Raw genomic sequence first — 23,369 nt, forward strand, 5'->3', positions numbered from 1 at the left:
CTCGACTATCCGTTCTTAGGCGTCGCGGGTGAACTTCTTGATGGCGCTGTCCTTGGCCACCTTGTCCGTGGCCTGCTGGAGCGTATCGGCGAACTTCGCCGCGGTCATGCGGCCGGCCATCAGCTCGCCGATCGCGTTCTGCTCCGCCTTGTCGATGTCGGCGTACCAGTCGGGGTGCTTGAAGGAGACCAGGTCACCGCTGGCCTTCTTCATGACCTCGCCGGCCGAGACCAGCGCGGTCGAGTTGGTCACCTTGTCGCCCGAACCGGCCCGCGACGACAGCGAGCTGGTCAGCTCGGCGAACTTGCCGGCACCCTCGACCGAGAGCATCGCCCGCAGGAACTCCATGCCGGCCGCCGCGTTGGCCGCCTTCTTCGGGACGATCCAGTTCTCGCCCGAACCGGCGTACACCGCGCCCTTGGCCTTGTCGTTGGCGCTGACGCTCCAGAAGTTCGCCAGCTTCATCTGGAAGCCGGACGGGATCGTCTGGCGCATCTCGTTCTCCAGCCACGTGCCGCAGGGCAGGAGGGCGGCCTTGCCGTCGAGGAACGCCTGCTGCGACTCGGTGTGGCTCAGGGTCGCGCTGCCGGCCAGCGTGTAGCCGTCCTTGACGATCTTCTCGGTCGCCTCGAGCGCGGCCATCACCTCGGGCGTCTTCCAGCAACCCGGCTTCAGGTTGTCGATGTCGACGACCGCCTGCTTGCCGCCGGACTGCCAGATCCAGCTCATGATCGCCCAGCGCATGTAGTACGGGTACTTGCCCGCGAACGCGAACGGCGCCAGGCCCGCCGACTTGATCTTCGGCGCGAGAGCGAAGAACTCGTCGAAGGTCGTCGGGACGGTCCAGCTGTTCTTGTCGAACAGGGCCTGGTTGTACCAGACACCGAACACGGTGTACGCGTAGTTGAGCACGAACACCTTGCCGTCGAACGTGCCGTCGTTGACGGTGCCCGGCAGCAGGGTGTCCCGCACCTTGGTGTTGGGGTCGTCCCAGCTCGGTGCGTCCAGCAGCGGCGTGAGCTCGGTCAGCGCGCCCTCGTTGACCAGCGTGTCGAGCGCCATGATGTCGGCGCCGGCGTTGTTGATCAGGTCGGACGGCGTGGTGCTGAACTTCGGCTGCTGCTCGGTCTTGATCTTCTGGGTGGAGCTCAGGTTGACGGTGACGTTCGGGTGCTTCTTGTTGAAGACCGTCACGTCGAACTTGGCGTACGCGTCACCGAGGCCGCCGTTGAAGACGACGACGTCGACCTTGCCGCTGTCGGCCACGCCGAGCGGGTTGTCCGACGTCTTGTCGGTGGTCTCGGCCTTGTCGTCCCCGGTCGAGCTGCCGGCACAAGCGGAGAGCAGCGCGACGGCGGGGGTGGCGAGCAGACCGGCGGCCGCCGTACCGCGCAGCAGCGAGCGGCGGCTGAGGTCCGACGTGCTGTCGGGGAGTTGCGACATCTTGTCTCCTCGATTCATCGATCGGGGTCAAGCGGTGCGCCGGAGTCGCCCGGCGTACCGCGATTCGAGGGCGTGGTTGTGCGCGTCCCCACCGGGGACGTTGGCGGAGAGGTAGATAGGGGGCACCTCTCCGAGTTGGTGGAACCGTCGCACGACCTCGGCGGTCAACAACTGCGCCAACAGCGCAGCGGTGACCGACGAGACCGCGCAGACCGTGCCGCCGTCGTGCGTCGGCAGCAGTGCGTCGCCGTACGGCGCGCCGTTGTCCAGCACGACGTCAGCGAGGTCGGCCAGCCGCCGACCGGACGGGTGGCGTGGCGCCACCCGCGTCGTGTGCGCCACCGAGGTGACCGCGATCAGCTGGTGGCCCCGCGCCTTGACCAGGGCCGCGAGCTCGACGACCGAGCCGTTGATCCCCGACTGCGAGGCCATCACGAACACGTCCTGCGGCTGTGGCCTCGCCAGCGCGTAGAGCTGGTGGGCCACGCCCGGGTCGCGTTCGAGCTTGGGGTCGCCCAGCACGTCGCGGTGCGCGTCGCCGTGCAGCACCAGGTCGTGCAGGTCGATCCGGTTGGTCGGCACCAGTCCGCCGGCCCGGCCGACCAGGTCGGCGGCGAACGCGGCGGAGTGGCCGGCGCCGAACGCCTGCAGCACTCCCCCGGCCCGCAGGCTCTCGGCGACCAGGTCCGCGGCCCGCGCCAGGTCGTCGGCCTGGGCGTCGAGCAGACCGTCGAGCAGCGGGCGCACGGCCTCGGCGTAACCGCGGGCGGAGATCATGCCGCCCCCTTCGCCGTCTTGTGGCCGTCGACCGCCTGCGCGGTGCGCTGGAACGAGGCGTGCGCGCGGTCGTGGGTGCGCTGGGCGACCGCGATGTAGAGCAGGTCGAGCACGACCAGCTGGGGGTGCCGGGCCGAGAGCGCGTCGGGCCGGAACGTGGTGGCCTGCGCGGCGGTCAGGAGGATGATGTCGGCCAGCTCGGCCAGCGGCGACCGGGGGAAGCTGGTCAGCGCGACCGTGGTGGCGCCCCGGCTGCCGGCCTCGGCCAGCATCTCGATGGTCTCGCGGGTGGCGCCGCTGTGGCTCACGCCCAGCGCGACGTCGCCGGGGCGCAGCAGCGCGGCGCTGGCCAGGCCGTTGTGCACGTCGGTCCAGGCCCACGCGGCGACGCCGATGCGGTGCAGGCTGAACTGCATCTCCTCGCCGACCAGGGCGCTGCCGCTCGCGCCGAAGATGTCGACCCGGGTGGCGGCGGCGATCGCGTCGGCGGCCCGCTCGACCTCGGCCAGGTCGAGCAGCGCGGCGGTGTCGTGCATCGCCCGGGTGTCGGCGGCCATGATCTGGCCCAGCACCCGGTCGAGCGGGTCGGTCGGCTGGATCTCGCGGCCGATGTCGAACGTCCAGCCCGCCGAGCGCGCCCGGCCGGTCTCCGCCGCGATGCCCAACCGGAGGTCGGCGTACCCGTCGAAGCCGAGCGCCCGGCAGAACCGGGTGATCGTGGCCGGCGAGGTGCCGCTGCGCTCGGCCAGCTCCACGATCGTGGCCCGGGCGGCGGCGGCCGGGTCGGCGAGCACCTGCTCGGCCACCCGCTGCAGCGCGCCGGTGAACTCGGGAAGACCCGCACGCACCCGGAGCAGGACCCCGTCGGCGGGCGAGGCATCGACGACCGCGGTCGCGGTCGAGTCGGCCTCGCGCTCGATCATGGGGCCCGCCTTTCGGAAAGGAGTGTTAACTGTTAGTGGTAAAAGTTCTTACTGAAGCCACCTCCGTGTCAAGACTTTGGGTGAAGTTTTCAAACTGTTACGCGCCGACACGCATGCGAAACCCCGCCGGCAGAGCCTGCGCGGCGGGGTTCTCGGTGCGGTAACGGTTAGGCGGCTGATGCCTCCCGAATCGCTGTGACCAGGATTTCCAGGGCCTCGCGGGCCTCGTCCTCGGTCAGCGTGAGCGGCGGGCCCATCCGGATCACGTTGTTGTAGAGACCGCCCTTGCCGACCAGCAGGCCGCCCCGCTTGCACGCCTCGAAGACCCGCAAGGTCGCCGGCACGTCCGGCTCGTTGCTGCCCGGCTGGACGAACTCGACGGCCAGCATCAGGCCCCGGCCGCGGATCTCGCCGACGATCGGGCTGTCGCCGACGGCCTCGACCAGGCCGTCGCGCAGGATCGCGCCGACCCGGGCCGCGTTGCCCTGCAGGTCGTGCTCGAGCACGTAGTCGAGGGTGGCGTTGCCGGCCGCGGTCGAGATCGGGTTGCCGCCGAACGTGGAGAACGAGATCGCCGGCACCGCGTTGATCACGTCGGCCCGGCCGACGACGCCGGCCAGCGCGTACCCGTTGCCGATGCCCTTCGCGAAGGTCAGCAGGTCGGGCACGACGTCGTGGGCCTGGTAGCCCCAGAAGTGGTCGCCGGTGCGGCCCCAGCCGGTCTGCACCTCGTCGGAGATGAGCAGGATGCCCGTCTCGTCGAGGACCTTCTTGAGCGCGCCGAGCAGCCCGTCGGGGCCGGCCACGAACCCGCCGACGCCCTGCACCGGCTCGGCGATCAGGGCGGCGACGTCGCCGGCGGTCTGCGTCGCCAGCACCTCGCGCAGGTCGTCGACGGCCGCGTCGACGTGGTCGTCGGGGCCGAGCCGGGACAGCAGGCCCCGCAGCCGGTCGCTGGAGTGCAGCCAGCTCACCTGGAGCGGGTTGAGCGAGCTCGACGACCAGCCGCGGTGGCCGGTGATGCCCATCGCCGCATACGACCGGCCGTGGTAGCTGTTGCGCACCGCGAGGATCTGGTTGGACCGCCGGATGTTGGTGGCCATCAGCAGCGCGGCCTCGTTGGCCTCGGTGCCCGAGTTGGTGAAGAAGACCCGGGCGTCCGGAATGCCGGACAGGCGGGCGATCTTCTCCGCCAGCTCGACCTGCGCCCGGATGAGGTAGAGCGTCGACGTGTGCGCGACGCCCGTGCGCAGCTGCCGCTCCACGGCCTGCGTGATCTCCGGGATGTCGTAGCCGACCATGGTGGTCAGCACGCCGCCGAAGAAGTCGAGGTAGGTGCGGCCGTCGGAGCAGGTCACCCGGCGCCCGGACCCGGAAACGATCTCGAGCGGCTCGGCGTAGTAGAGCGGCATCCAGCTCGGCATCACAGCACGATGCCGGGCCAACAGGTCGTCGGTGCTCGTCATCCTCACGGTCTAGCACACCAAGGGCCCCAGCGGGACCGGGCGCGTCAGTCCCCGTCGACGACCTCGAGCCCCGGCAGGAGGTCGGTGGCCAGCTGGTACTCCGTCACGTTGCCGACGAACCAGGCCACCTGGCGCAGCTCGCCGTGCGGCAGCGGCACCTCCCGCAGGCCCCCCGTGGACCCGGCCACCCAGGGGCCGGCGTCGCCCGGCCAACCGACGATCGTCGTGCCGGCCGGCACCGCGCGGTCGTCCGGGAGCTGGTCCGGCGCGGCCGGGCCGGCGCGGAACGTCAGGCGGTCGCCGTCGGGCCGGCGCTCGACGAGCGCGGTGACGCCGGTGTCCCGGTCGACGGCGACGGCCGCGACCTCGACGCAGCCGGCGATCCCGGGCTCCAGCGCGTGACTGTTCGGCGGGTCGACCACGGTGACGACGCAACCGTCCGGACCGCCGGCGGCGACCGTCAGCGTCGCGCCGGCCGGACCGAACGCGGCCCGGATGAGCCCCACCGTGCCCGCGACCGGCGGGGCCACCCGCCGGAACGCGCCCGACTCCACATCGAGGACGTCGATGGCGGCCGGGCCGGCACCGAACCGGCCCGGTCTTTCCTGGGTCGCGAACGCCACCCGCCGGCCGTCCGCGCTCCAGGCCAGCGGGCGGGCGGCGACCGGCGGGTCGAGCGCGAACCCGCGCGCCCGCCCGGTCCGCACGTCGACGACCGTCACCTCGTCGGTGACGTGCTGCGGGTCGCCGAGGGCGATCGACAGCCCGTCCGGGGCGAGAGCCGCGGCGGCGCCCGCGGGCCCGACGTCGACGCGGCGATAGCTGCGGCCGTTCGGGGCCAGCGCCACGTAGTCGCGGTCACCGCGGTCCCGGAACAGGGCGATCACCCGGCCGGGCGGGGCGTCGGAGAGCAGGTCGGTGGCCACCCCGCTGGGCGCCATCCGGTGCGGGAGCCGGGCCGGCCCGGGCGCGGTCGGGGCGCTGGCCGACGGGCTCGGCCCGGCCACCTGACGCGGGCCGCCGCTCCCGTGCAGCACGACTCCTGCGCCGACGACCGTCGCGAGCACGGCGGCGCCGGCGAGCACGGCCGGCCGCCACGTCGCCCGTCGGCCTCCTTGGGCCGGCGGCCGGGCGGTCGTGCGTATCGCCGCCCGGTCCTGGATCTCGGTGGCTGGTGGGGTGACGACGGGGATGGCGTCGGTGACGCGGTGGATGATCTCGGCGACGCGGGGCTCGGCGGTCATCGGTCCTCCAGCTCCGACTGCAGCACGGCGAGGCCGCGGTGCAGGAGCGACTTGGCGGTGCCGAGCGGGCAGTCCAGGGCCTCGGCCACCTCGGGTACGGACAGGTCAAGGTAGAAGCGCAGGAAGACGGCTACCCGCTGGCGTGGGTTGAGCCGGCCGAGCGCGCGCCGCACGGCGACGGCGTGTGGGTCGGGCGGAAGCGCCGGCGGTTGTTCCGTGGTGCCGGCGTGGCGGCGCTCGAGCACCCGCCGGCGGACCCACGAGGTGCACCGGGAGGCGACCGCGCGGCGCAGGTACGCGGCGGGCCGGTCGACTTCGCCGATCCGCCGGTACCAGTCGACGAAGGCCTCCTGCACGACGTCCTCGGCCGCCGGCATGCTGCCCACGGTGATGTAGGCCAGGCGCACGAGCGGCGCGTAGTGCGCCGTGTAGACCGACTCGAACCGGTCGGTGCGGGCGATCGCGTCAACCATCACGTTCCTAGGGCGCGGGAGTGACGGCATTCGTTGCGTCAGGCCGGTGCGGAATCCTTGATCGCTTCGGCGTACGCGGCGCTGCGGTGTTCGAAGTTCCGAAACTTCCCGTAGCTCGGGGCGCCCGGGGAGAGCAGCACGACGCCGTCGGCCGGGGTGACGGCGCGGGCGCGGTGGACGGCGGTGACCAGGTCGTCGACGACCTCCGCGTGCACGTGGTCGAGGCCCTTGAGCGCGTCGACCATGCGGGCGCCGCTGTCGGGGATGCCGAGCACCGTGATCGGGCCGTGCGCCTCCAGGTAGTCGCGGAACGCCGTGTAGTCCAGGCCGCGGTCGGTGCCGCCGACGATCACGGTCAACGGGCGGCCGTCGTACGCGTCGATCGCGTGCATGGTGGCGTGCGGGCTGGTGGCCAGGGTGTCGTCGACGAAGGTGAGACCGGTCGGGTCGACGATCTCGGCGAGGCGGTGCGGCAGCGGCTGGAAGCCGCGGGCGGCGGCTTCCAGCTCGGTCGCGTGGGCCACGCAGTCGACGCCGAGCGCGGTCAGCACCGCGAGGGCGACGCAGAGGTTGCCGGCGTTGTGGCGGCCGGTGAGGTTGAGCGCGGTCCGGGCGAACAGCCGGGTGCCGTCGGGGGCGAGCACGTCGTCCCCGGCGATGCGGAAGCCGCCGTCGACGTTGGCCGCGGTCGCGCCCGGCTGATCGCGCAGGCGGGCGGCCAGGCCGGCATCGGCGCCGTTGTAGATGATCGCTTTCGGTCCGTGGGCGATCAGGTTGAGCTTGTCGCGGTAGTACTCCTCCTCGCCGCCGTGCGCGTCGAGGTGCTCGGGGAACAGCGCGGTGATCGCCGCGACGCGGGGCGAGTCGGTCAGGTCGGAGCACTGGTAGCTGGACAGCTCCAGCACGTACTGGTCGGCGTCGGCGGGCAGGTCGAGCACCGGCACGCCGATGTTGCCGCCGTAGACGTTGGGCCGGCCGACCGCGGTGAGCAGGTGGCTGACCAGGCTCGACGTGGTGCTCTTGCCCTTGCTGCCGGTGACGCCGACGGTCCGGTCGGCGCGGTCGGCCATCCAGAGCGCGGTGCCCTGGGTGACCGGGACGCCCTGCTCACGCAGCTTGACCATCCACGGGTGGGTCTGCGGCACCCCCGGCGAGCGGACCACGACGTCGGCCTCGGCCAGCGCCTCGTAACGGTCCGTGAGCGGCGCCGCGGCGGCCAGCTCGCCCTCCCAGGGCAGGCTGAGGAAGTTGCCGCCGTCGTCGACCGCGACCAGGCTCGCCGGCTGCCGCGCGGCCACGGCCAGCACCGCGGCCCGACCCTCGCGGCCGGTGCCCCACACGGCAACCCGGCGTCCCTGCAGGTCGGCGAGCCTCATACGTGCGCTCCTCGTGGTGTCGAGCGGCCCGGTGGCGGGCGCCGACCTAGTATGGCGTGTGCGCAACGAGCAGCTCGGCCAGATGGCGGTGTTCCGGTTCCCGTCCGCGTCGTTCGATCCGTCGACCGGCGTGGCGACCTTCTCCTACGAGCTCGACGGTGCGGCCGGGCCGGTGTCGTTCACCGAGACCGTGACGCTGCCGGTGCCGGCGGCGCCGCCCTCCCCGGCGCGGCTGGCCACGGTCCGGCAGGTGCTGTCGCTGCTGCACCTCGTGGCCGGCGTCAGCTACTACAAGGCCGCCGCGCCGCCGCGCATCGAGCTGCCCGCGCCCGTCTCCGACGCGGTGCTCGAATACGTCACCGCGATCTACACCAAGGGCCTCGCGGAGTACGCGTACCGCAACGACCTGCCGCACGTCCTCTCCCTGGTGCCGGTCACGCCCGGTGTGGTGCCGCCGGTTGCGCCCGCGCCGGAGCTGACCGAGGGGCGGCCGCTGTCGGCCGTCGGCGGCGGCAAGGACTCGATCGTCACGCTGGAGACGCTGCGCACCGGCGGGCTGGACCCGGTGCCGTTCTCGGTCAACCCCAACCGGATCATCGCGGCGGTCAACGAGGCGTCCGGCGTGCCGGCCCTGGCCGCCCGGCGCACGCTCGACCCGTACCTGCTCGACCTGAACGCCGGCGGCGCGCTCAACGGGCACATCCCGGTCACGGCGATCAACTCGCTGATCGCGGTGGCCACGGCGGTGCTGCACGGGCTCGGGCCGGTGGTGATGTCCAACGAGCGCTCGGCGTCCGACCCGAACCTGATCTGGAACGGTCACGAGATCAACCACCAGTGGTCGAAGGGCGTGGAGGCCGAAGGGTTGCTGCGGGCCGCGCTGGCCGCCCACGCCGGGCTCGTCGACCCCTACTTCTCGCTGCTGCGTACGCTCTCGGAGCTGCACATCGCGAAGCTGTTCGCCGGGTTCTCGGGCTACGACCACGTGGTGACGAGCTGCAACCAGGCGTTCAAGCTGCGGGACGCGACCGCGCGCTGGTGCGGCAACTGCCCGAAGTGCCGGTTCGTCTTCCTGGCCATGGCGCCGTTCATGACGCCGGAGCGGCTGATCAAGATCTTCGACCTCGACCTGTTCGCCGACCCCGCGCAGATCCCGGGCTACCTGGAGATCCTCGGCATCGACGGCCACAAGCCGTTCGAGTGCGTCGGCGAGGTCGAGGAGTCGCTGGTCGCGCTCGGCCTGCTGGCCCGGCAGCCGGCCTGGTCCGGCTCGCCGGTGGTGACCGCCCTGGTCGCCGCCGTGCCGGCGGAGGCGTGGTCGGCGGCGTCGGACTCGGAGGTCTTCACGCCCGGCGGCCCGCACTTCGTGCCGGAGACCTACGCCAAGCTGCTGCCTTAGTCGGCGCGGCCGAGCTCCCAGAAGGCGACGGCCGCCGCGGCGGCGACGTTGAGGGAGTCGACGCCGTTGCGCATCGGGATGGCGACCCGGACGTCGCTCGCGGCGACGGCCTTCGCGCTGATGCCGGGTCCCTCGGCGCCGAGCAGGAGCGCGGCCTTGCGCCGTTGCCGCTCGGTCAGCCGCTGCAACGGCACCGCGTCGGCGGCCGGGGTCATGGCGATGACGGTGAAGCCGGCGTCGTGCACCCGCCGCAGGCCGTCGGGCCACGGGTCCAGGGTCGCGTAGGGCACCGCGAACACCTCGCCCATGCTCACCCGGACGCTGCGGCGGTAGAGCGGGTCCGCACAGGACGGCGAGAGCAGCACGGCGTCGACCCCGAGCGCGGCGGCCCCACGGAAGATCGCGCCGACGTTGGTGTGGTTGTTGACGTCCTCGAGGATGGCCAGCCGCCGCGCCTGGGCGAGCACGGTGTCGACGTCCGGCAGGGGGCGGCGGTGGAAGCTGGCGAGGACGCCGCGGTGCACGTGGAAGCCGGTCGCCTGCTCGAGGACGGCCTGGCCGGCGGCGTAGACCGGGGCGGCGTCGGCCAGGTCGCCGAGCTGGTCGACGCGCTTCTCGTCGACGAGGAAGGAGCGGGGCCGATAGCCGGCCCGCAGGGCGCGGCGGAGGACCAGCTCACCCTCGGCGATGAAGAGGCCGTGCGGCGGCTCCCACCTGGTCCGGAGCTCGACGTCGGTCAGCGCCCGGTAGTCGGCGAGCCGCTCGTCGTCCGGCTCGGTGATCACGGTGACGGGCACGTCGGCCATTCTCCGCCGCGCTCGCCGGCCCCCGGACGGCGGGTCAGCCCGGCAGGGGCTCGGCCAGGCGTGGTGCGGGGGTGGTCACGGCCGGGGCGCCCGTGGGGCGGAGGCCGTCGAGGACGTAGCTCAGGTGGCGGCGCCAGGCGTCCGGGGCGCTGGCGGCGATGCGTTCGACCAGGCCGGCGTTGGCCATGAGGATCAGCACCACGTCGGCGTGGTCGACGTCCGGGCGGACGGCGCCGGCGGCGCGGGCGCGGTCGACCAGTTCGACCAGGCAGTCGAAGGCGATGTCGCGCAGGTCGTCCAGCTCGTCCACTTCGGACATCCGCGCGGTGAGGAGCTCGGCCAGCGCGCGGTCGCGGGACTGGAGCTCGCACAGGTAGCTCAGGTGGCTGGCGAACGCCCGCCACGGGTCCTGCTCGGTGAGCGCGGCCCTCGCGGTGGCCACCACCTCGCGCAGCGGCTCGACGAAGACCGCGCCGACGAGGTCGCGGCGGCGCGGGAAGCGGCGGTAGAGCGTGGCGTTGCCGACGCGGGCCCGGCGAGCGATGTCGTCCAGTGGCGCGTCGAGGCCACGGGCCGCGAAAACCGCGCGGGCGGCATCGAGGAGTTGGCGGCGGTTGCGCTCGGCGTCGGCCCGCAGGCTCCCGGGAGACATGGCGAATACCTTACGGCGGTAACCGGGGTCTTTTCCCCGGTCGTGCTAGCGTCGCAGAAGGAGCTAAGCAGGGACAATCCCCCGGTTAGGTGAGGTGGTCTCGCGTTGGCACGAGCATTGGCGGTCGCCGGTCGCGACCAGAGTCCGGCGTTGTTGGACATACCGGTTCCCAACCCCGGCCCCGGGCAGGTCCGGGTGGCGGTGGAGGCGGCCTCGGTCAACGGCATCGACGCGGCGACGGGCGCGGGGTTGCTGTGGGACTCCGTACCCCATCGATTTCCGGTCGTCCTCGGCCGCGACTTCGCCGGCACCGTCGAGCGGGTCGGTCCCGGCGTCGCGACGATCCGCCCGCGGGACCGCGTCGCCGGCGTGATCACCGGGATGACGCTGGCCCGCGGCGCGCTCACCGACACGATCATCTTCGACGCCCGCAGCGTCGTGCCGCTGCCGCCGGGCATCAGCGAGGAACAGGCCGCCGCGGCGGGGCTGGCCGCGGTCACGGCCAAGGCGCTCGTCGACACGCTGGCCCTGACCGCCGACGACATCGTGCTGGTCGCCGGCGCGACCGGCGGCGTCGGCGCGTTCGCCGTGCAACTGGCCAGGGCCACGGGCGCCACGGTGTACGCGACCGCGCGTCCCGGCGAACCGACCGAGTTCGTCCGCGGCCTGGGCGCCAACGAGACGCTCGACTACACCGACGGCCTCGCCGCCCCGCCCGGCCTGACCGCGATCGCGCACGCCGCCGGCGACGCGGCCACCCTCGGCGCGATGCTTCCGCCGGGCGGCCGCTTCTCGTCGGCGATCGGCGCGACCGCCGAGGCCATCGGGCGCGACGACCTCACGGTCACCCCGATCCAGCCGACCGCGACGCCGGAGACCGTGGGCACCATCCTCGACGCGATCGCCTCGGGCGCGCTGCGGGTGCCGATCACCCACACGTACGCCATGTCCGACGCGCCGCGCGCCCTGGCCGACTTCGGCGGGCACAAGCTCGGCAAGCTCGTCGTCGACACGCGGCGCTGACATGCCCACCATCGCGATCGTCGGCGCCGGGCCCGGCCTCGGCCTCTCGGTCGGCCGGGTGTTCGGCGAGCAGGGGTACGAGGTCGCGCTGATCGCCCGTACGACGTCCACATTGGATGAACTGGTGGCCCGGCTGGCCGAGGACGGCGTCGCGGCGGCCGGGTACCCCGCCGACATCATGGACCGGCCGAGCCTGGTGGGCGCGTTCAAGGAGATCGCGGCCAACCACGAGCCCGTCGAGGTGCTGGAGTACTCCCCCGCGCCGCGCGGTCCGCAGCCCGGGCTGGTGCTGGCGGGACCGCTGGACGTGAGCGTGGCCAATGTCCAGCCGCACATCGACTTCTATGTGCACGGTGCCATCACCGCGACCGGCCAGGTGCTGCCGGACATGATCGAACGCGGTACGGGCACCCTGCTTTACACGACCGGCCCGTCCTCGGTGGCGCCGTCGGCCGCGCTCGGCAACGTCGGGATCGCCTGCGCGGCCCTGCGGAACTGGGTGCTCAACCTGCACGACGCCCTGGCGGGCAAAGGGGTGTACGCGGCGCACGTGTCGCTGTCCGTCGACGCCGAGCAGGCCGACCCGGACCGGCTGGCGCCGTACTACTGGCAGATCCACAGCCGGGGCGAAGGCAGCGAGCACCTGCTGTCGGAGGTCCTGCGCGCCGGACGCCGCTCCGACCCGGAGACGTAACGGCGGGCACAGCCGGCGCCGGGTGGGCGGCGTCGGCTGTGCCCGGTCCTCGGTGGGGTCAGCGCTTGCGGTCGTCAGCGCCCGGTCGACCCCATCGCCTGCGCTCCTCCTCCGGCGTGGACTCCTTCGGCGACGCGGGCGGGGCCGGCGTCGCCGGGGAGGGTGTGGTTTCCCGCGTGGTGGCCCCGAGGCGCAGGCGGCGCTTGCCGGGGCGGCGGGACGGCTTCTCGTCCTTGGCCGGGTTGCCTGCCGGCGCCGCCTGGCCGGCGGCCACCTTCGGGTCCACGGTCGGCTCATCCGGGCGTGCGGCCCGGCCGCCGCGCGCGGACTCGTTGGCCCCGCGGTCCGCTCGGCCCGCGTCGCGGTCCGACCAGGCACGCTGGTCGGCGTCGCGGTTCGACCGACCGTGCTGGCCCGGGTCGCGGTCGGCGTCGCGGTGCCGGTTGGCGTTGCGGCCGAACCAACCGCGCCGGTCCGCGCTGCGGTCGGCACGACGGTCGCGGTCGGCGTGGCGGTTCGCCCCGCTGCCTTGGTCCGCGGCGCGGTCGGCGTCGCGTTCCTGGCCGGTGTCGCGGTTGGACCAGGCGCTGTGGTCCGCGTTGCGGTCGGCCCAACGGTCCTGGCCCGCGTAGCCGCCCTGCGGCGCCCCTCGCCGCCCGCCCGCCTGGTAGTCGAGGGAAGCCGGCCGCTCCTGCGCCGGGTGCGGGTCTCGGGCCGCATGCCGGTCCAGGCCGGCGTTCCGGTCCTGGGCCGTGTTCCGGTCCCGAGCGCCGTGCCCGTCGTGCGCGCCGTGCCGGTCCTGGGCCGCGTTCCGGTCCTGTGCCCCGTGCCGGTCCCGGGCGCCGTGTGGGTCCTGGGCGCCGTGGCGGTCCTGGGCCGCGTGCCGGTCCTGCGTGCCGGGCCGGTCGGCGTGGCGGTCCTGGTGCGGCTGGCGGGTCTCGGTCGCGCCGGCGTGGTCGCCGCGTTTCGGGTCGGTCTGCTTGCCCCGGGCCGACCGCTTCGACGGCTTGGGCTGCTTGCGGGCCTTCGGTGGCTTGGGCGGCTTGGGCTTGCGTACCCGGCGCGGGCGGATCTCGGCGAGCTCCAGCGGTGGGCCGGCCTGTGCGGCCAGGTCGGCGGCGCGGCCGGCGCGGACGGCGCGGAGCGTACTGCCGGACTTCCAGGCGATGCCCAGGCCGGCCGCGATCATCAGCAGCGCGCCCGCGGTGTGGAACGGCGACAGCCAGAGCCCGGCGAAGCCGATCATCGGCCCGCACAGCATCAGCATCAGGCCGTCGCCGCGGCTGAACATGCGTGAGCGGAAGACCGCCCAGCCCATCGCCACCCAGCCGGCGCTGTAGAGCGCGCCGCAGGACAGAGTCAGGGTTTTCGCGCTCAGGCCCCAGATCGGTGTGGCCGGGGGGACCGCCGCGAACATCAGCATCGAGATGCCGCCGAGCAGGCCGAGCATGAGACCGGTGAGTGCGGTGGCGCGTACGCGTACCGCGGCCAGGATGCCGACCAGGCAGATCATCGCGATCATTCCGAACCAGACGCTGGTCACCCACATGATCAGGCGGAAGGGCTCGGCGCCGTTGAGGTAGTAGGCCGGGCCGCCGCGGACCATCGCCCCGATCGAGGCGGCGCCCGCGATCACGCCGGCGGCCGGCAGGGTCCAGATCATCCGGCGGGTGGCCGAGCGGACCAGGGCCGCCCAGCGGGCGTTGGTGACGGGGCCGTCGGGGGCGCCCGGCTCGATCTCCGGGAGCAGCTTGATGCCGACGTCGGTGAGGCTGGTGACGTCGACCTTCTTGGCCTTCTCGTCGTCCTTCTCGGGCGCCGGTTCGGGCCGGCTGGTCCAGATCCGCGCGGTCTGCAGAGGGTCGCCGAGCCGCGGCAGCACGGCCGTGTCCTCGGTGCCCATCCCCTCGTAGGTCGGCGTGCCTGTCGGCGCGGACGGCCGCAGCGACGAACGCCGGCCCTCCTCGAGCTTCACCCGGTCGCCGTCGTCGGCAGCCGCCGCGTCAAGAACGGCGCCCCGCACCTGCTCCGCACCGTCCCATCCGGACGGCCGCAACGAGAACGGCTCCTCGCCCGATGAACGGTCCCGGGCCGACACATCCGCGCCGGGGCGCGAGGCGCCGAAGAGCTGGCCGCTCGCGGAAGCAGCGCCGGACTCAGCACGGCGATGGTCGCGGGAAGCCGCGTCCGTCCCGTGTCGGCCAACCTCGACGCGGTCGCCGCCGGCGTCCCAGTGCGACGGCTGGTTCCGGCGCCGCGACACGCCCGGCGACGAGCCGCGATCCGACGCGAAGCGTTCGCCGGCCCGGATCCGGCGGTCCTCCCATGTGGACCGGTCAACTCCCCGACCATTCCGGTCCTCGGAGATCGAGCGGTCCGCGGCACGCGAAAGCCCGCCATCCGCCACCGAACGCTCCACGCCACGGGAAATCCCACCGGCCAACGGCGACCGGTCCGTGGAGCGGGCGGGATCCGGCGTAGGGCGTGGCTTCGCGCCGGCCGCGTGCGACACCGGCCGCGGGCCTTCGTCGCCGCGCCCGAACTGCCACCAACGGCGCGTCCCGCGCCCGGGCATGGTGGGCCGGACCACCGTGCGGTCGTCCGCGGCGGAGCGGCCGGAGTCCAGCGGCTCGACCACCACCGAGCCGGCCGGGTCGTCCGGCCGGTCGCCGGGCTCGCCGGGCTTGACCGCCACCGGCTCGGCGGCCGGTGTCTCCGCGGGTTCGCCCGGCTTGCTCGGCGGCGCGGAACGGTCCCGGTTGGACCCCGCGCCGGCGGAGTGCTTCGCCACGTGACCCATCGCCGTCACCTCGATTCTCGGCGGAACGGACCACGGTCACCGGGGCGCCGGAACGCTGATGGCGCCCATGACCCTAGGGTGACCGTGCGTTACCTACGCGAATCGTGACAGCTTGCGAGGGTGCTTCGCGTTGGATCGCGGAAACCGTGAGCAAGTTTCAAGGCAACGCAGAAGGGCCCCGCGAAACGCGGGGCCCTTCGAGACGAGATCAGGCGCGCTCGGGTGGGCGCTCCTCGCCGAGCACCGTGGACGGTGGCACCGGCTCGCCGGCCGTGATGCCCGGCGTCTGGGGCGGCAGCCCCGGCGCGCTCGACGAGGAGACCTGCTCCTCGGCCGCGCGTACCTCGTGGTTGACCTCGGCCGCCGCCTCCGCGGCCGCCTTGGCCGCCTCGTCGGCCTCGCGCTCGACGGCGCCCGCGTCGACGCCCTGCGTGGGCTGGTCGCCGACCATGTTGGCCAGCCCGCCCAGCGCGCCGCCCATGCCCTCGAGGGCCCGGGTGAGCTCGGTCGGCACGATCCAGACCTTGTTGGCCGAGCCGTTGGCGATCTGCGGCAGGGCCTGCAGGTACTGGTAGGCCAGCACCTTCTGGCTCGGGTTGGCCGTGTGGATCGCGTCGAACACCGTGCGGATGGCCTTGGCCTGGCCCTCGGCCTGCAGGATCCGGGACTGCCGGTCACCGTCGGCCCGCAGCACCGCGGCCTGCTTCTCACCCTCGGCCGTGAGGATCTGGGCCTGCTTGTGGCCCTCGGCGTTGAGGATCGCGGCACGCCGGTCACGCTCGGCCCGCATCTGCTTCTCCATGGAGTCGCGGATGCTCGGCGGCGGCTCGATCGCCTTGATCTCGACCCGCGTGACCTTGATGCCCCAGCGGCCGGTGGTCTCGTCGAGCACGCCGGACAGGTGCCGGTTGATCTCCTCGCGGCTGGTCAGCGCCTTCTCCAGGTCGAGGGAGCCGATCACGTTGCGGAGCGTGGTCACGGTGAGCTGCTCGATCGCCTGGAGGAAGTTGGCGATCTCGTAGGTGGCCCGGACCGGGTCGACGACCCGGAAGTACAGCACGGTGTCGATCGAGACGACGAGGTTGTCGGACGTGATCACCGGCTGGGGCGGGAAGCTGACCACCTGCTCCCGCATGTCGACCTTGGTGCGCACCGCGTCGATGAACGGCACCAGCAGGTTCAGGCCCGGCGACAGGGTCCGCTTGTATTTGCCGAGCCGCTCCACGACGTCCATCCGCTGCTGAGGCACGATGCGCACCGCACGAACGAGCGTGATGACGGCGAACAGTACGATTACCGCCACGATGACGGCAATGGCAATTTCCATCCTCAGTTCACCTTTTCTCCGGTGTTGTCCCCGCTGGTGGCATCGTCCCGCCACACCATGGCGGTCGCGCCCTTCACCTCGATGACGCGTACCCGCTCACCGGGCCGGAAGACCTGGTGCGAGTCGTAGGCACGGGCCCGCCAGGTCTCCCCGTCGATCTTGACGACGCCCTGGTCGGCGTCGACCTGCTCGAGCACGAGGGCGCTCGAGCCCTCCATCGCCTCCAGGCCGATCGGCTCGGAGTTGCTCTCCAGGGCCGACATCCGGTGGCGTTGGATGATCGGGCGGACCGCGAAGACGGTCAGGCCCGACACGCCGGCGAAAACCAGCGCCTGCACGATCGCGGGCGCGCCGAGCGCCGCCGCGGCGCCGGCCGCTAGCGCGCCCACCGAGATCATCAACAGGAAAAGGGTCGCGGTGAACATCTCCGCCACCGCGAGCACGACTCCCAGAACGACCCAGAGAACGACATCCACACATCGATCGTGACACGGCGGCGCACCCATTGCGACAGCGCAACGGTCGCGCGACGGTAACGTCGGGTCGGGGGCAGCCGTTGACCCTCCGGAACCGACCGCGTCGAGCCCCGAGGAGCCCACCCGAGATGACGTCGTTGCTGCCGGAGACCGCCCGCTCGGTCGACGCCGCGGTCGCCCGCGCCCAGGCGGCCGGCCGGGTCCCGTCGATCGCGCTCGGCGTCGTCCGCGACGGCGCCCTCGTCCACGTGGCCACCGCGGGCGGCCCGGCCGCGCCCGGCGACCCGCGGCCCGGCCCGGACACCCGCTACCGGATCGGCTCGATCTCCAAGACGATGACCGCCGCGCTGGTGCTCCAGCTGCGCGACGAGGGCCGGCTGGCGCTCGACGACCTGCTCTACCGGCACCTGCCCGGCACCCCGATCGGCGGGGTCACCCTGCGCCAGCTGCTCGGCCACGCCGCCGGGCTGCAGCGCGAGCCGGAGGGCCGCTGGTGGGAGCGGCACGAGGGCGACGACATCGACGCGCTGCTGGCCGGCCTCACCCCCGACAAGGTGGCGTTCCCGCCGCACCGGACCTACCACTACTCCAACCTGGCGTACGGGCTGCTCGGCGCCGTCCTCCGCCGGCTCACCGGCGAGGACTGGCCGACCCTGCTCACCAAGCGGCTGTTCGATCCACTGGGGATGCGGGCCACCACCTACCACCCCGTGGAGCCGTTCGCGCGCGGCTATGTCGTACACCCGTGGTCGGGGACGTTGCGCGAGGAGCCGCGGACCGACACCGGCGCGATGGCGCCCGCCGGCCAACTGTGGTCCACGGTGGACGATCTGGCGCGCTGGGCGGCCTTCCTCGCGGCGCCGCGCCCGGAGGTGCTCTCCCCCGACACGCTGACCGAGATGTGCGCGCCGGTGGTGATCAGCGACCTGGACGCCTGGACCTCCGGGCACGGGCTGGGTCTCGAGCTCTACCGCGTCGGCGAACGGGTGTACGTGGGCCACGGCGGCTCGATGCCGGGCTACGTCGCGTGTCTGGCGGTGCATCGCCGCTCGCGCACGGGCGTGGTCGGCTTCGCCAACGCCTACAGCTTCCGCGAGGGCTCGATCAGCGAGTTGGGCCGCACCGTGCTGACCGACGTGCTCGACCGCGAGCCGGAGCTGCCCACCCCGTGGCGCCCGGCCGGCGCTCCCCCGGCGCCGCTGGCCCCGATGACGGGACGCTGGTGGTGGATGGGCATCGAGTACGACCTGGGCTGGAGCGACACGACCAACGAGCTCGTGCTCTCGCAGCTGCGCACGGGCGCGCCGAAGCCGACCCGGTTCGCGGCGGAGGGCACCGACCGGTGGCGCGGCCGTGGCGGCCCCAACGACGGCGAAATCCTCACGGTCCGCCGCGACGAGCACGGCGTCCCGGTGGCGCTCGAGATCGCCACGTTCATCTTCACCCGGCATCCGGACCGGCTCGGCCCTTAGCCCTCCGTCGTCACGAAGTCGATCAGGCGTTCCATCGAGTTGATCAGCGGGGTCTCGACGTCCTTGTAGGACCGGACCGTGCCGAGGATGCGGCGCCACATGTCGGCCGGCTCGGCCACGCCGAGGGCCGCGCAGATGCCCTCCTTCCACGGGCGTCCCGGGGGCACCACCGGCCATTCCCGGATGCCGACGGCGGCGGGCTTGACGGCCTGCCAGATGTCGACGTAAGGGTGCCCGGTTACCAGCACGTGCGGCGAGGTGACCCGGGCGACGATGCGGCTCTCCTTGGAACCCGCGACCAGGTGGTCGACCAGCACGCCGAGCCGGCTGCCGGGGCCTGGGCCGAACGCGGCGACCTCCTGCTCCAGCGCGTCGATGCCGTCCAGCGGCTCCACCACCACGCCTTCGATGCGCAGGTCGTCGCCCCAGATGCGCTCCACCAGGGCGGCGTCGTGGATGCCCTCGACCCAGATCCGGCTGGACCGGGCGACCCGGGCCGTGACGCCGGCGACGGCGATGGAGCCGCTGGCCGTACGCGTGCGGGTCTGTCTCGGCGCGGGCGCCGCCGGCCGGCGCAGGGTGACCGGCCGGCCGTCCAGCAGGAACGCCGCCGGCAGCAGCGGGAAGTTGCGGCGCTTGCCGAACCGGTCCTCCAGCACGACCGCGCCCATCTCGAAGCCGACCACCGCGCCGCAGAATCCCGAGTCGGCGTCCTCCACGACCAGGTCCGGTTCGGCGTCCACCTCGGGCGTCACCTTGCGGCGGCGCCAGTCGCCCGCCAGCACGTCCTCCCCATACATGTGTCCGGACGGTAGCCGCCCGCGCGTCACCCGCCTCGTCCGACGCGCCGGATCGACCGGTTCCGTCGGCACTGTCCAGCTCGGGTGGGTGTGGCATTCCTCGCGGGTACCGGTGGTCGCGCGATCGAGACAGCGGCGCGGTCAGCACGTACCCTTTCCTGCATGTCCACCGCAGCGGGCGCCACCACCCTCGCGACGCGCCGGTCCAGCCGGCTCGTGGCCTGGGTGCGGTCGTGGCGCGCCGGTCTGGTGCCCTACGACGAGGTCGCCGACGAGGTCGAGCGGGGCGAGGAGCACCTCGTCGCCGACGCGCCCGGCGCGTGGACCGACGTGACCCTGCGCGAGGGCCTGACGGCGTTCTCCAAGCTCACCCCCGACCAGGTCCGGCTCGTGCTGCCGGTGCCCGGTGACCCGCGCGGCCTGCCCGGCCCCGGCGACTTCACCGGCGCCGCGCTGATCGCGGGCGAGGCCGTGATCGCCGGTGAGCTGGGGCTGATTCCCGAGGTACGCAGCCACACGTCCGGTTCCGGCGTGACGTTCGAGACGGTGCTGTGGCGGTGCTTCGCGCTGCCCGCCGGCACGCCCCCGCCGGCGCCCGTCAGCGTCGCCGAGGCGGAGGGCGAGCTCAACCTGGTGCTGGCCGAGGCGACCAACACGCTGGCCCGGCTCGACATCGCACAGTGGCGGCCCGAGCTGGCCGGTGCGCTCGCCGCGATCCGCAAGCCCGACAGCGCCAACGAGCTCCCGCCCGGGTTCGACCCGCGGGCGCGGCGGCTGTTCGCCCGGGCCAACGTGCTCGACCGGGTGCTGGCGCTGGCCGACGTCGTGGCGCCGGGTGGCGCGGTCAACAACTTCGAGGCCCAGGCCCGCGACGCGGCCCTGCGCCCGCTGTCGGCGGCCTGCCGCGGCGCGCTGGTCGCCGCCTGCAACGCGCCGCTCATCTGACGCCGCGGACGTCGCGCACCAGCGCGCTCAGGCGTCCGTAGGCGCGGCCCTCGGCGGCCATGTCGCCGTCACCCTCGGCGGTCAGCGGCGACTCGACCCGGTTGTTGCCCTGCACGAACAGGCCCTGCTTCGAGACCGGCCGGAAGCCGTCTGTCGTGCGCGCCAGGAACCACAGGCCCGGCTGGGCCGGCAACCGGCGCCGCAGCTTGGCGATCTCCTCGTCGTCGGTGTGGCTGTTGCCGACGAACTCGACCGTGAGGCGCTCGCCGAGCTCCGGCGGGACCGCTCCGTCGACGACCTCGATCGGCCGGAGCACGAGCCCGACGTGTGGCACTTCGTCGTCCGGCGCCCCGCCCTGGACGACCCGGGTCAGCACCACGTCGACCACCTGCGCGACGACCACGACCGTCGCGGCGTCCGCGCCCGCGGCGAGGCTGGGATAGTGGTCGCGCAGGGCCGGACCGTCCATGTTGAACGCCTGGTAGAAGCCGAGGTCACCGGGCCGGTGCAGATCGGGCGTGGGACCGATGGACGCCGGACCGGATGTCGGTTCGCCGGCCGGAGGCGGCGCCGCGTCGCCGGTCGCGCAGGCCGCCAGGCCCGCGAGCAGCAGGGCGCACAGGCCGCCGACCGCCAGCCGCATCGTCATCCCGGTTAGAGACCGCGCGGGGGCCGCCGGTTCCCGGTTAATCGATGGTGTCCGCGGTGCGGCCGCCGCTACCGTCGGGCCCGTGATCCATCAGCGGCCGCTCGCCTATCTGCTGGGGCTCGAGGGCGTCGCGCTGCTGCGCGCCTACGCCGGCGAGCACGACGCCGAGTTCACCGCCGCCCGCATCGCCGAGATCCGGCGCCTCCTCGACGACCCGAAGCTCGACGTCGAGCCGGTGGCGGCGGGCCGCACCGACACGGTGAGCGGCTACGAGGTGTGGTCCCGGACCTACGACGTCCCGGGCAACGGCATCTTCGCGTACGAGGAACGCGCGTTCCGGGAGATCCTCGACCCGCTGCCGCCCGGCGCCGCCCTCGACGCGGCCTGCGGCACCGGCCGGCTCAGCGAGCGGCTGGCCGGCCTCGGCCACGACGTGATCGGGGTCGACAGCTCGCCGGACATGCTGGCCCGGGCCCGCGCCCGGCTGCCGGAGGCGGATTTCCGGTCGGGCGAGCTGACCGCGCTCCCGGTCGACGACGCCTCCGTCGACCTGGTGACCTGTGCGTTGGCGCTGACCCACGTCGCCGACCTGGGCCCGGTCTTCGCCGAGTTCGCGCGGGTGCTCCGCCCGGGCGGGCACCTGGTGGTCTCCGACGTGCACCACGAGCTGGTGGCCCTGGGCTCGGCGCCGCACGTCCGGCTCGCGGGCGAGGCGCCGGCGTTCCTGCCGGCCTTCCGGCACCGGGCCGGCGACTATCTCGGCGCGGCCCTGCCCCAGGGGCTGGGCGTGCGGCGCTGCGTCGAGCCGAGGATGGCCGTCCCGGAGCCGATCGAGGCCGCCACCGACCCGGGGCCGTGGGACGACTGGCCGTGGTCGCTGCATCCGATCGCCCCCGCCGCGCACCAGGCGGCCTTCGACGGCACGCCCGCGCTGGTCGTCTGGCACTTCCAGAAGGAGAAAACCTAGACGGTCAGGACGACCTTGCCGGCCGGGTGGCCCAGCGCGAGGTAACGGATCGCGTCGGGCGCCTCGGCCAGCGGATAGACCCGGTCGATGACCGGCCTGACGGCACCGGCGTCGATCAGGTCCCGCAGCTCGTCGAGCTCGGCCGCCCGCTCGCCGCTGAACAGCCCCTGGAACCGCGCACCGGGGCGCGCCGCGACGAACGGCACCCGCAGCAGCCGCGTCATGCCGCCCAGCAGCCCGCCGGAGTCGTGGCCGCCGCCGGCGAGGACCACCACGCCCCGGGGCGCCGCCGCCCGCCGCAGCAGCGACAGCGGCCGGCAACCGGCGGTGTCGACCACCACGTCGTGCACGGGCCCGTCGCGGTCGACCTCGGCCGCGGTGTAGTCGACGACCTCGTCGGCACCGAGCGACCGGACCAGCTCGACCTTGTCGGTGCCGCAGACGCCGGTCACCCGCGCGCCGCGGGCGACGGCGAGCTGCACCGCGTAGGCGCCGATGCCACCCGCCGCGCCGATCACCATCACCCGCTGGCCGGCCCGCACCGCCCGCAGGGCCGCCAGCGCGGTGACCGCGGAGATCGGCACGGCGGCGGCCTGTTCGAACGACAGCGTCGCGGGCTTGCGGGCCAGCCACTTGACCGGGGCGACGGCGAACTCGGCGAAGCTGCCGCGCCCGGTCGTCCCGTACACCTCGTCGCCCGGTTGGAACGTGGTCACGCCCGGGCCGACCTCCGCGACCACGCCGGCCAGGGCCCGGCCACGGACGGCGATCCGGGGGCGGGTCAGGCCGAAGGCGGCGCGGGCGGCGTACGGCTGGCCGGTCATGTTGATCCACACGCCCGGGTCGACGCCGGCGGCGCGGACCTGGACCAGCACCTCGGCGGCGCCCGCCACCGGCCGCGGCACCTCGCGCAGGGAGAGCACGTCGGCCGGACCGTAGCGGGACTGGGCGATCGCCTTCATCGGGTCTCCTCCTCGATCTCGGGATATTGGAAGACGTCGTCGAGCGGCACCTTGAACACGCGGGCGATGCGGAACGCCATCTCCAGCGAGGGCGAGTAACGGCCCTGCTCGATGGCGATGAGGGTCTGCCGGGTGACACCGATCCGATCGGCGAGGTCGGCCTGGGTCATCTCGTCGTGCGCGAACCGCAGCGCGCGGATGCGATTGGTGACGCGGGTCGGTTTCACCACTCGGGGACGCTCCCGCGGTAGACGACGACCCGGGCGACGCCGCCGACGATCGCGGAGAGCACGAAGCACAGGTAGACCACGTTGGCGATCCAGAACGGCGCCCAGTCGGCCATCGCCATCAGCATCGCCGCGACGGCGCCGATCGCCACGAACGGGTGGCCGACCCGGTCGCCGAGGCGCCCGATCACCCGGTCGCGGTCGTCGGTGAGGTGCGACGCCCGCGGGTTGGCGATCCCGAACGCGATGTCGGCGAGGATGGCGGTGACGATCCCCGCGCCGATGGTCCAGAGCATCGGCGCGGCATAGGACACCTCGGCCAGTGGGGTGTCGCCGGCCCGGCCCAGCACCACGACCAGGTAGACCGCGTAGCCGACGACCGCCACCACCAGCCCGATCCAGGCCCGTCTCTCCTCGAGGGTCATCGACCGACTCCTTCGCGTGTCTAGAAACTTTGACATCACGAAG

23 protein-coding genes are annotated in these 23,369 nt (G+C 73.5%); 6 read left to right on the forward strand and 17 right to left on the reverse strand.

Going from position 1 to position 23,369, the window contains the following annotated elements:
- Positions 1–15: 15 nt before the first annotated feature.
- The 7 genes from ngcE to murD all read right to left on the reverse strand — a co-directional run bounded on the left by ngcE (position 16) and on the right by murD (position 7,702).
- Positions 16–1,443, reverse strand: coding sequence for an N-acetylglucosamine/diacetylchitobiose ABC transporter substrate-binding protein (ngcE, locus tag O7635_RS33080; RefSeq protein ID WP_278084421.1), 1,428 nt, complete (start codon positions 1,441–1,443; stop codon positions 16–18).
- A 27-nt stretch (positions 1,444–1,470) separates the two neighbouring features.
- Entirely contained in the window at positions 1,471–2,220 is a 750-nt protein-coding gene (locus O7635_RS33085; protein WP_278084422.1) for an SIS domain-containing protein, read from the reverse strand.
- A complete protein-coding gene (locus O7635_RS33090) occupies positions 2,217–3,143 on the reverse strand; it encodes a MurR/RpiR family transcriptional regulator (RefSeq protein ID WP_278084423.1) in 927 nt (308 codons plus the stop codon). Before O7635_RS33090 ends, O7635_RS33085 begins: the two co-directional genes overlap by 4 nt.
- Before the next feature lie 167 nt (positions 3,144–3,310).
- Positions 3,311–4,609 (reverse strand): aminotransferase class III-fold pyridoxal phosphate-dependent enzyme, encoded by a 1,299-nt coding sequence (locus O7635_RS33095; protein ID WP_278084424.1) that lies wholly within the window; start codon positions 4,607–4,609, stop codon positions 3,311–3,313.
- A gap of 44 nt (positions 4,610–4,653) precedes the next feature.
- Positions 4,654–5,853, reverse strand: coding sequence for a hypothetical protein (locus tag O7635_RS33100; RefSeq protein WP_278084425.1), 1,200 nt, complete (start codon positions 5,851–5,853; stop codon positions 4,654–4,656).
- Positions 5,850–6,326, reverse strand: coding sequence for a sigma-70 family RNA polymerase sigma factor (locus O7635_RS33105; protein WP_278084426.1), 477 nt, complete (start codon positions 6,324–6,326; stop codon positions 5,850–5,852). The genes O7635_RS33100 and O7635_RS33105 overlap by 4 nt, the downstream gene beginning before the upstream one ends.
- A 38-nt stretch (positions 6,327–6,364) precedes the next feature.
- Positions 6,365–7,702: a UDP-N-acetylmuramoyl-L-alanine--D-glutamate ligase gene (gene murD / locus O7635_RS33110; protein WP_278084427.1), complete on the reverse strand. Its 1,338-nt coding sequence runs from the start codon at positions 7,700–7,702 to the stop codon at positions 6,365–6,367.
- A gap of 58 nt (positions 7,703–7,760) precedes the next feature.
- Here murD and O7635_RS33115 point away from each other — a divergent pair, with 58 nt between their 5' ends.
- On the forward strand, positions 7,761–9,101 hold the full coding sequence (locus O7635_RS33115) for a hypothetical protein (RefSeq protein ID WP_278085632.1): 1,341 nt from the start codon (positions 7,761–7,763) through the stop codon (positions 9,099–9,101).
- On the opposite strand, the gene O7635_RS33120 is transcribed toward O7635_RS33115, so the two are convergent.
- Entirely contained in the window at positions 9,098–9,898 is an 801-nt protein-coding gene (locus O7635_RS33120) for an RNA methyltransferase (protein ID WP_278084428.1), read from the reverse strand. The genes O7635_RS33115 and O7635_RS33120 overlap by 4 nt on opposite strands.
- Positions 9,899–9,941: 43 nt before the next feature.
- Positions 9,942–10,559, reverse strand: a complete 618-nt coding sequence (locus tag O7635_RS33125; protein ID WP_278084429.1) for a TetR family transcriptional regulator — start codon at positions 10,557–10,559, stop codon at positions 9,942–9,944.
- A gap of 150 nt (positions 10,560–10,709) precedes the next feature.
- Between O7635_RS33125 and O7635_RS33130 the strand changes: the two genes are divergently transcribed.
- Together O7635_RS33130 and O7635_RS33135 are read left to right on the forward strand one after the other, a co-directional pair.
- Positions 10,710–11,582 (forward strand): NADP-dependent oxidoreductase, encoded by an 873-nt coding sequence (locus tag O7635_RS33130; protein ID WP_278084430.1) that lies wholly within the window; start codon positions 10,710–10,712, stop codon positions 11,580–11,582.
- A 1-nt stretch (position 11,583) separates the two neighbouring features.
- A complete protein-coding gene (locus O7635_RS33135; protein ID WP_278084431.1) occupies positions 11,584–12,276 on the forward strand; it encodes an SDR family NAD(P)-dependent oxidoreductase in 693 nt (230 codons plus the stop codon).
- Between the two features lie 58 nt (positions 12,277–12,334).
- Here O7635_RS33135 and O7635_RS33140 read toward each other — a convergent pair whose 3' ends face one another.
- From O7635_RS33140 to O7635_RS33150, 3 genes are all read right to left on the reverse strand, one after another.
- Positions 12,335–15,076 carry a hypothetical protein gene (locus O7635_RS33140; protein ID WP_278084432.1) on the reverse strand — a complete coding sequence of 914 codons (2,742 nt, stop codon included), beginning with the start codon at positions 15,074–15,076 and terminating at the stop codon, positions 12,335–12,337.
- Positions 15,077–15,284: 208 nt separating this feature from the next.
- On the reverse strand, positions 15,285–16,403 hold the full coding sequence (locus tag O7635_RS33145; RefSeq protein ID WP_278084433.1) for an SPFH domain-containing protein: 1,119 nt from the start codon (positions 16,401–16,403) through the stop codon (positions 15,285–15,287).
- A 2-nt stretch (positions 16,404–16,405) separates the two neighbouring features.
- Positions 16,406–16,879, reverse strand: coding sequence for an NfeD family protein (locus O7635_RS33150; RefSeq protein WP_278084434.1), 474 nt, complete (start codon positions 16,877–16,879; stop codon positions 16,406–16,408).
- A 128-nt stretch (positions 16,880–17,007) separates the two neighbouring features.
- Here O7635_RS33150 and O7635_RS33155 point away from each other — a divergent pair, with 128 nt between their 5' ends.
- Positions 17,008–18,351 carry a serine hydrolase domain-containing protein gene (locus O7635_RS33155; protein WP_278084435.1) on the forward strand — a complete coding sequence of 448 codons (1,344 nt, stop codon included), beginning with the start codon at positions 17,008–17,010 and terminating at the stop codon, positions 18,349–18,351.
- Here the strand turns inward: O7635_RS33155 and O7635_RS33160 are convergent.
- Positions 18,348–19,151 (reverse strand): DUF3097 domain-containing protein, encoded by an 804-nt coding sequence (locus O7635_RS33160; RefSeq protein ID WP_278084436.1) that lies wholly within the window; start codon positions 19,149–19,151, stop codon positions 18,348–18,350. The two genes, O7635_RS33155 and O7635_RS33160, sit on opposite strands and share 4 nt — an antisense overlap.
- Positions 19,152–19,313: 162 nt before the next feature.
- On the opposite strand from O7635_RS33160, the gene O7635_RS33165 reads away from it, so the two are divergent.
- Positions 19,314–20,096 (forward strand): hypothetical protein, encoded by a 783-nt coding sequence (locus tag O7635_RS33165; RefSeq protein WP_278084437.1) that lies wholly within the window; start codon positions 19,314–19,316, stop codon positions 20,094–20,096.
- On the opposite strand, the gene O7635_RS33170 is transcribed toward O7635_RS33165, so the two are convergent.
- Positions 20,089–20,745: a hypothetical protein gene (locus O7635_RS33170; protein ID WP_278084438.1), complete on the reverse strand. Its 657-nt coding sequence runs from the start codon at positions 20,743–20,745 to the stop codon at positions 20,089–20,091. The genes O7635_RS33165 and O7635_RS33170 overlap by 8 nt on opposite strands.
- Positions 20,746–20,827: 82 nt before the next feature.
- Here O7635_RS33170 and O7635_RS33175 point away from each other — a divergent pair, with 82 nt between their 5' ends.
- Positions 20,828–21,712 carry a methyltransferase domain-containing protein gene (locus tag O7635_RS33175; protein WP_278084439.1) on the forward strand — a complete coding sequence of 295 codons (885 nt, stop codon included), beginning with the start codon at positions 20,828–20,830 and terminating at the stop codon, positions 21,710–21,712.
- Here O7635_RS33175 and O7635_RS33180 read toward each other — a convergent pair.
- The 3 genes from O7635_RS33180 to O7635_RS33190 are packed head-to-tail and all read right to left on the reverse strand — an operon-like array spanning position 21,709 to position 23,326.
- Positions 21,709–22,674 (reverse strand): NAD(P)-dependent alcohol dehydrogenase, encoded by a 966-nt coding sequence (locus tag O7635_RS33180; RefSeq protein ID WP_278084440.1) that lies wholly within the window; start codon positions 22,672–22,674, stop codon positions 21,709–21,711. The genes O7635_RS33175 and O7635_RS33180 overlap by 4 nt on opposite strands.
- Complete coding sequence (locus O7635_RS33185; protein WP_347405317.1) at positions 22,671–22,973, reverse strand: helix-turn-helix transcriptional regulator; 303 nt, start codon at positions 22,971–22,973, stop codon at positions 22,671–22,673. Before O7635_RS33185 ends, O7635_RS33180 begins: the two co-directional genes overlap by 4 nt.
- The gene (locus O7635_RS33190; RefSeq protein ID WP_278084442.1) at positions 22,898–23,326 is read right to left on the reverse strand and encodes a hypothetical protein; all 429 of its coding nucleotides are present in this window, start codon (positions 23,324–23,326) and stop codon (positions 22,898–22,900) included. The genes O7635_RS33185 and O7635_RS33190 overlap by 76 nt, the downstream gene beginning before the upstream one ends.
- Positions 23,327–23,369: the final 43 nt, after the last annotated feature.

The sequence above is a fragment of the Asanoa sp. WMMD1127 genome (genome assembly GCF_029626225.1).
In the GTDB taxonomy this organism is placed as follows: Bacteria; Actinomycetota; Actinomycetes; order Mycobacteriales; family Micromonosporaceae; genus Asanoa.

What these genes read in the sequence shown, in the direction of transcription:
- ngcE (WP_278084421.1), bottom strand. Translation starts at nt 1,443, where the DNA reads ATGTCGCAACTCCCCGACAGCACGTCGGACCTCAGCCGCCGCTCGCTG.
- O7635_RS33085 (WP_278084422.1), bottom strand. Translation starts at nt 2,220, where the DNA reads ATGATCTCCGCCCGCGGTTACGCCGAGGCCGTGCGCCCGCTGCTCGAC.
- O7635_RS33090 (WP_278084423.1), bottom strand. Translation starts at nt 3,143, where the DNA reads ATGATCGAGCGCGAGGCCGACTCGACCGCGACCGCGGTCGTCGATGCC.
- O7635_RS33095 (WP_278084424.1), bottom strand. Translation starts at nt 4,609, where the DNA reads ATGACGAGCACCGACGACCTGTTGGCCCGGCATCGTGCTGTGATGCCG.
- O7635_RS33100 (WP_278084425.1), bottom strand. Translation starts at nt 5,853, where the DNA reads ATGACCGCCGAGCCCCGCGTCGCCGAGATCATCCACCGCGTCACCGAC.
- O7635_RS33105 (WP_278084426.1), bottom strand. Translation starts at nt 6,326, where the DNA reads ATGGTTGACGCGATCGCCCGCACCGACCGGTTCGAGTCGGTCTACACG.
- murD (WP_278084427.1), bottom strand. Translation starts at nt 7,702, where the DNA reads ATGAGGCTCGCCGACCTGCAGGGACGCCGGGTTGCCGTGTGGGGCACC.
- O7635_RS33125 (WP_278084429.1), bottom strand. Translation starts at nt 10,559, where the DNA reads ATGTCTCCCGGGAGCCTGCGGGCCGACGCCGAGCGCAACCGCCGCCAA.
- O7635_RS33135 (WP_278084431.1), top strand. Translation starts at nt 11,584, where the DNA reads ATGCCCACCATCGCGATCGTCGGCGCCGGGCCCGGCCTCGGCCTCTCG.
- O7635_RS33140 (WP_278084432.1), bottom strand. Translation starts at nt 15,076, where the DNA reads ATGGGTCACGTGGCGAAGCACTCCGCCGGCGCGGGGTCCAACCGGGAC.
- O7635_RS33145 (WP_278084433.1), bottom strand. Translation starts at nt 16,403, where the DNA reads ATGGAAATTGCCATTGCCGTCATCGTGGCGGTAATCGTACTGTTCGCC.
- O7635_RS33155 (WP_278084435.1), top strand. Translation starts at nt 17,008, where the DNA reads ATGACGTCGTTGCTGCCGGAGACCGCCCGCTCGGTCGACGCCGCGGTC.
- O7635_RS33160 (WP_278084436.1), bottom strand. Translation starts at nt 19,151, where the DNA reads ATGTATGGGGAGGACGTGCTGGCGGGCGACTGGCGCCGCCGCAAGGTG.
- O7635_RS33165 (WP_278084437.1), top strand. Translation starts at nt 19,314, where the DNA reads ATGTCCACCGCAGCGGGCGCCACCACCCTCGCGACGCGCCGGTCCAGC.
- O7635_RS33170 (WP_278084438.1), bottom strand. Translation starts at nt 20,745, where the DNA reads ATGACGATGCGGCTGGCGGTCGGCGGCCTGTGCGCCCTGCTGCTCGCG.
- O7635_RS33180 (WP_278084440.1), bottom strand. Translation starts at nt 22,674, where the DNA reads ATGAAGGCGATCGCCCAGTCCCGCTACGGTCCGGCCGACGTGCTCTCC.
- O7635_RS33190 (WP_278084442.1), bottom strand. Translation starts at nt 23,326, where the DNA reads ATGACCCTCGAGGAGAGACGGGCCTGGATCGGGCTGGTGGTGGCGGTC.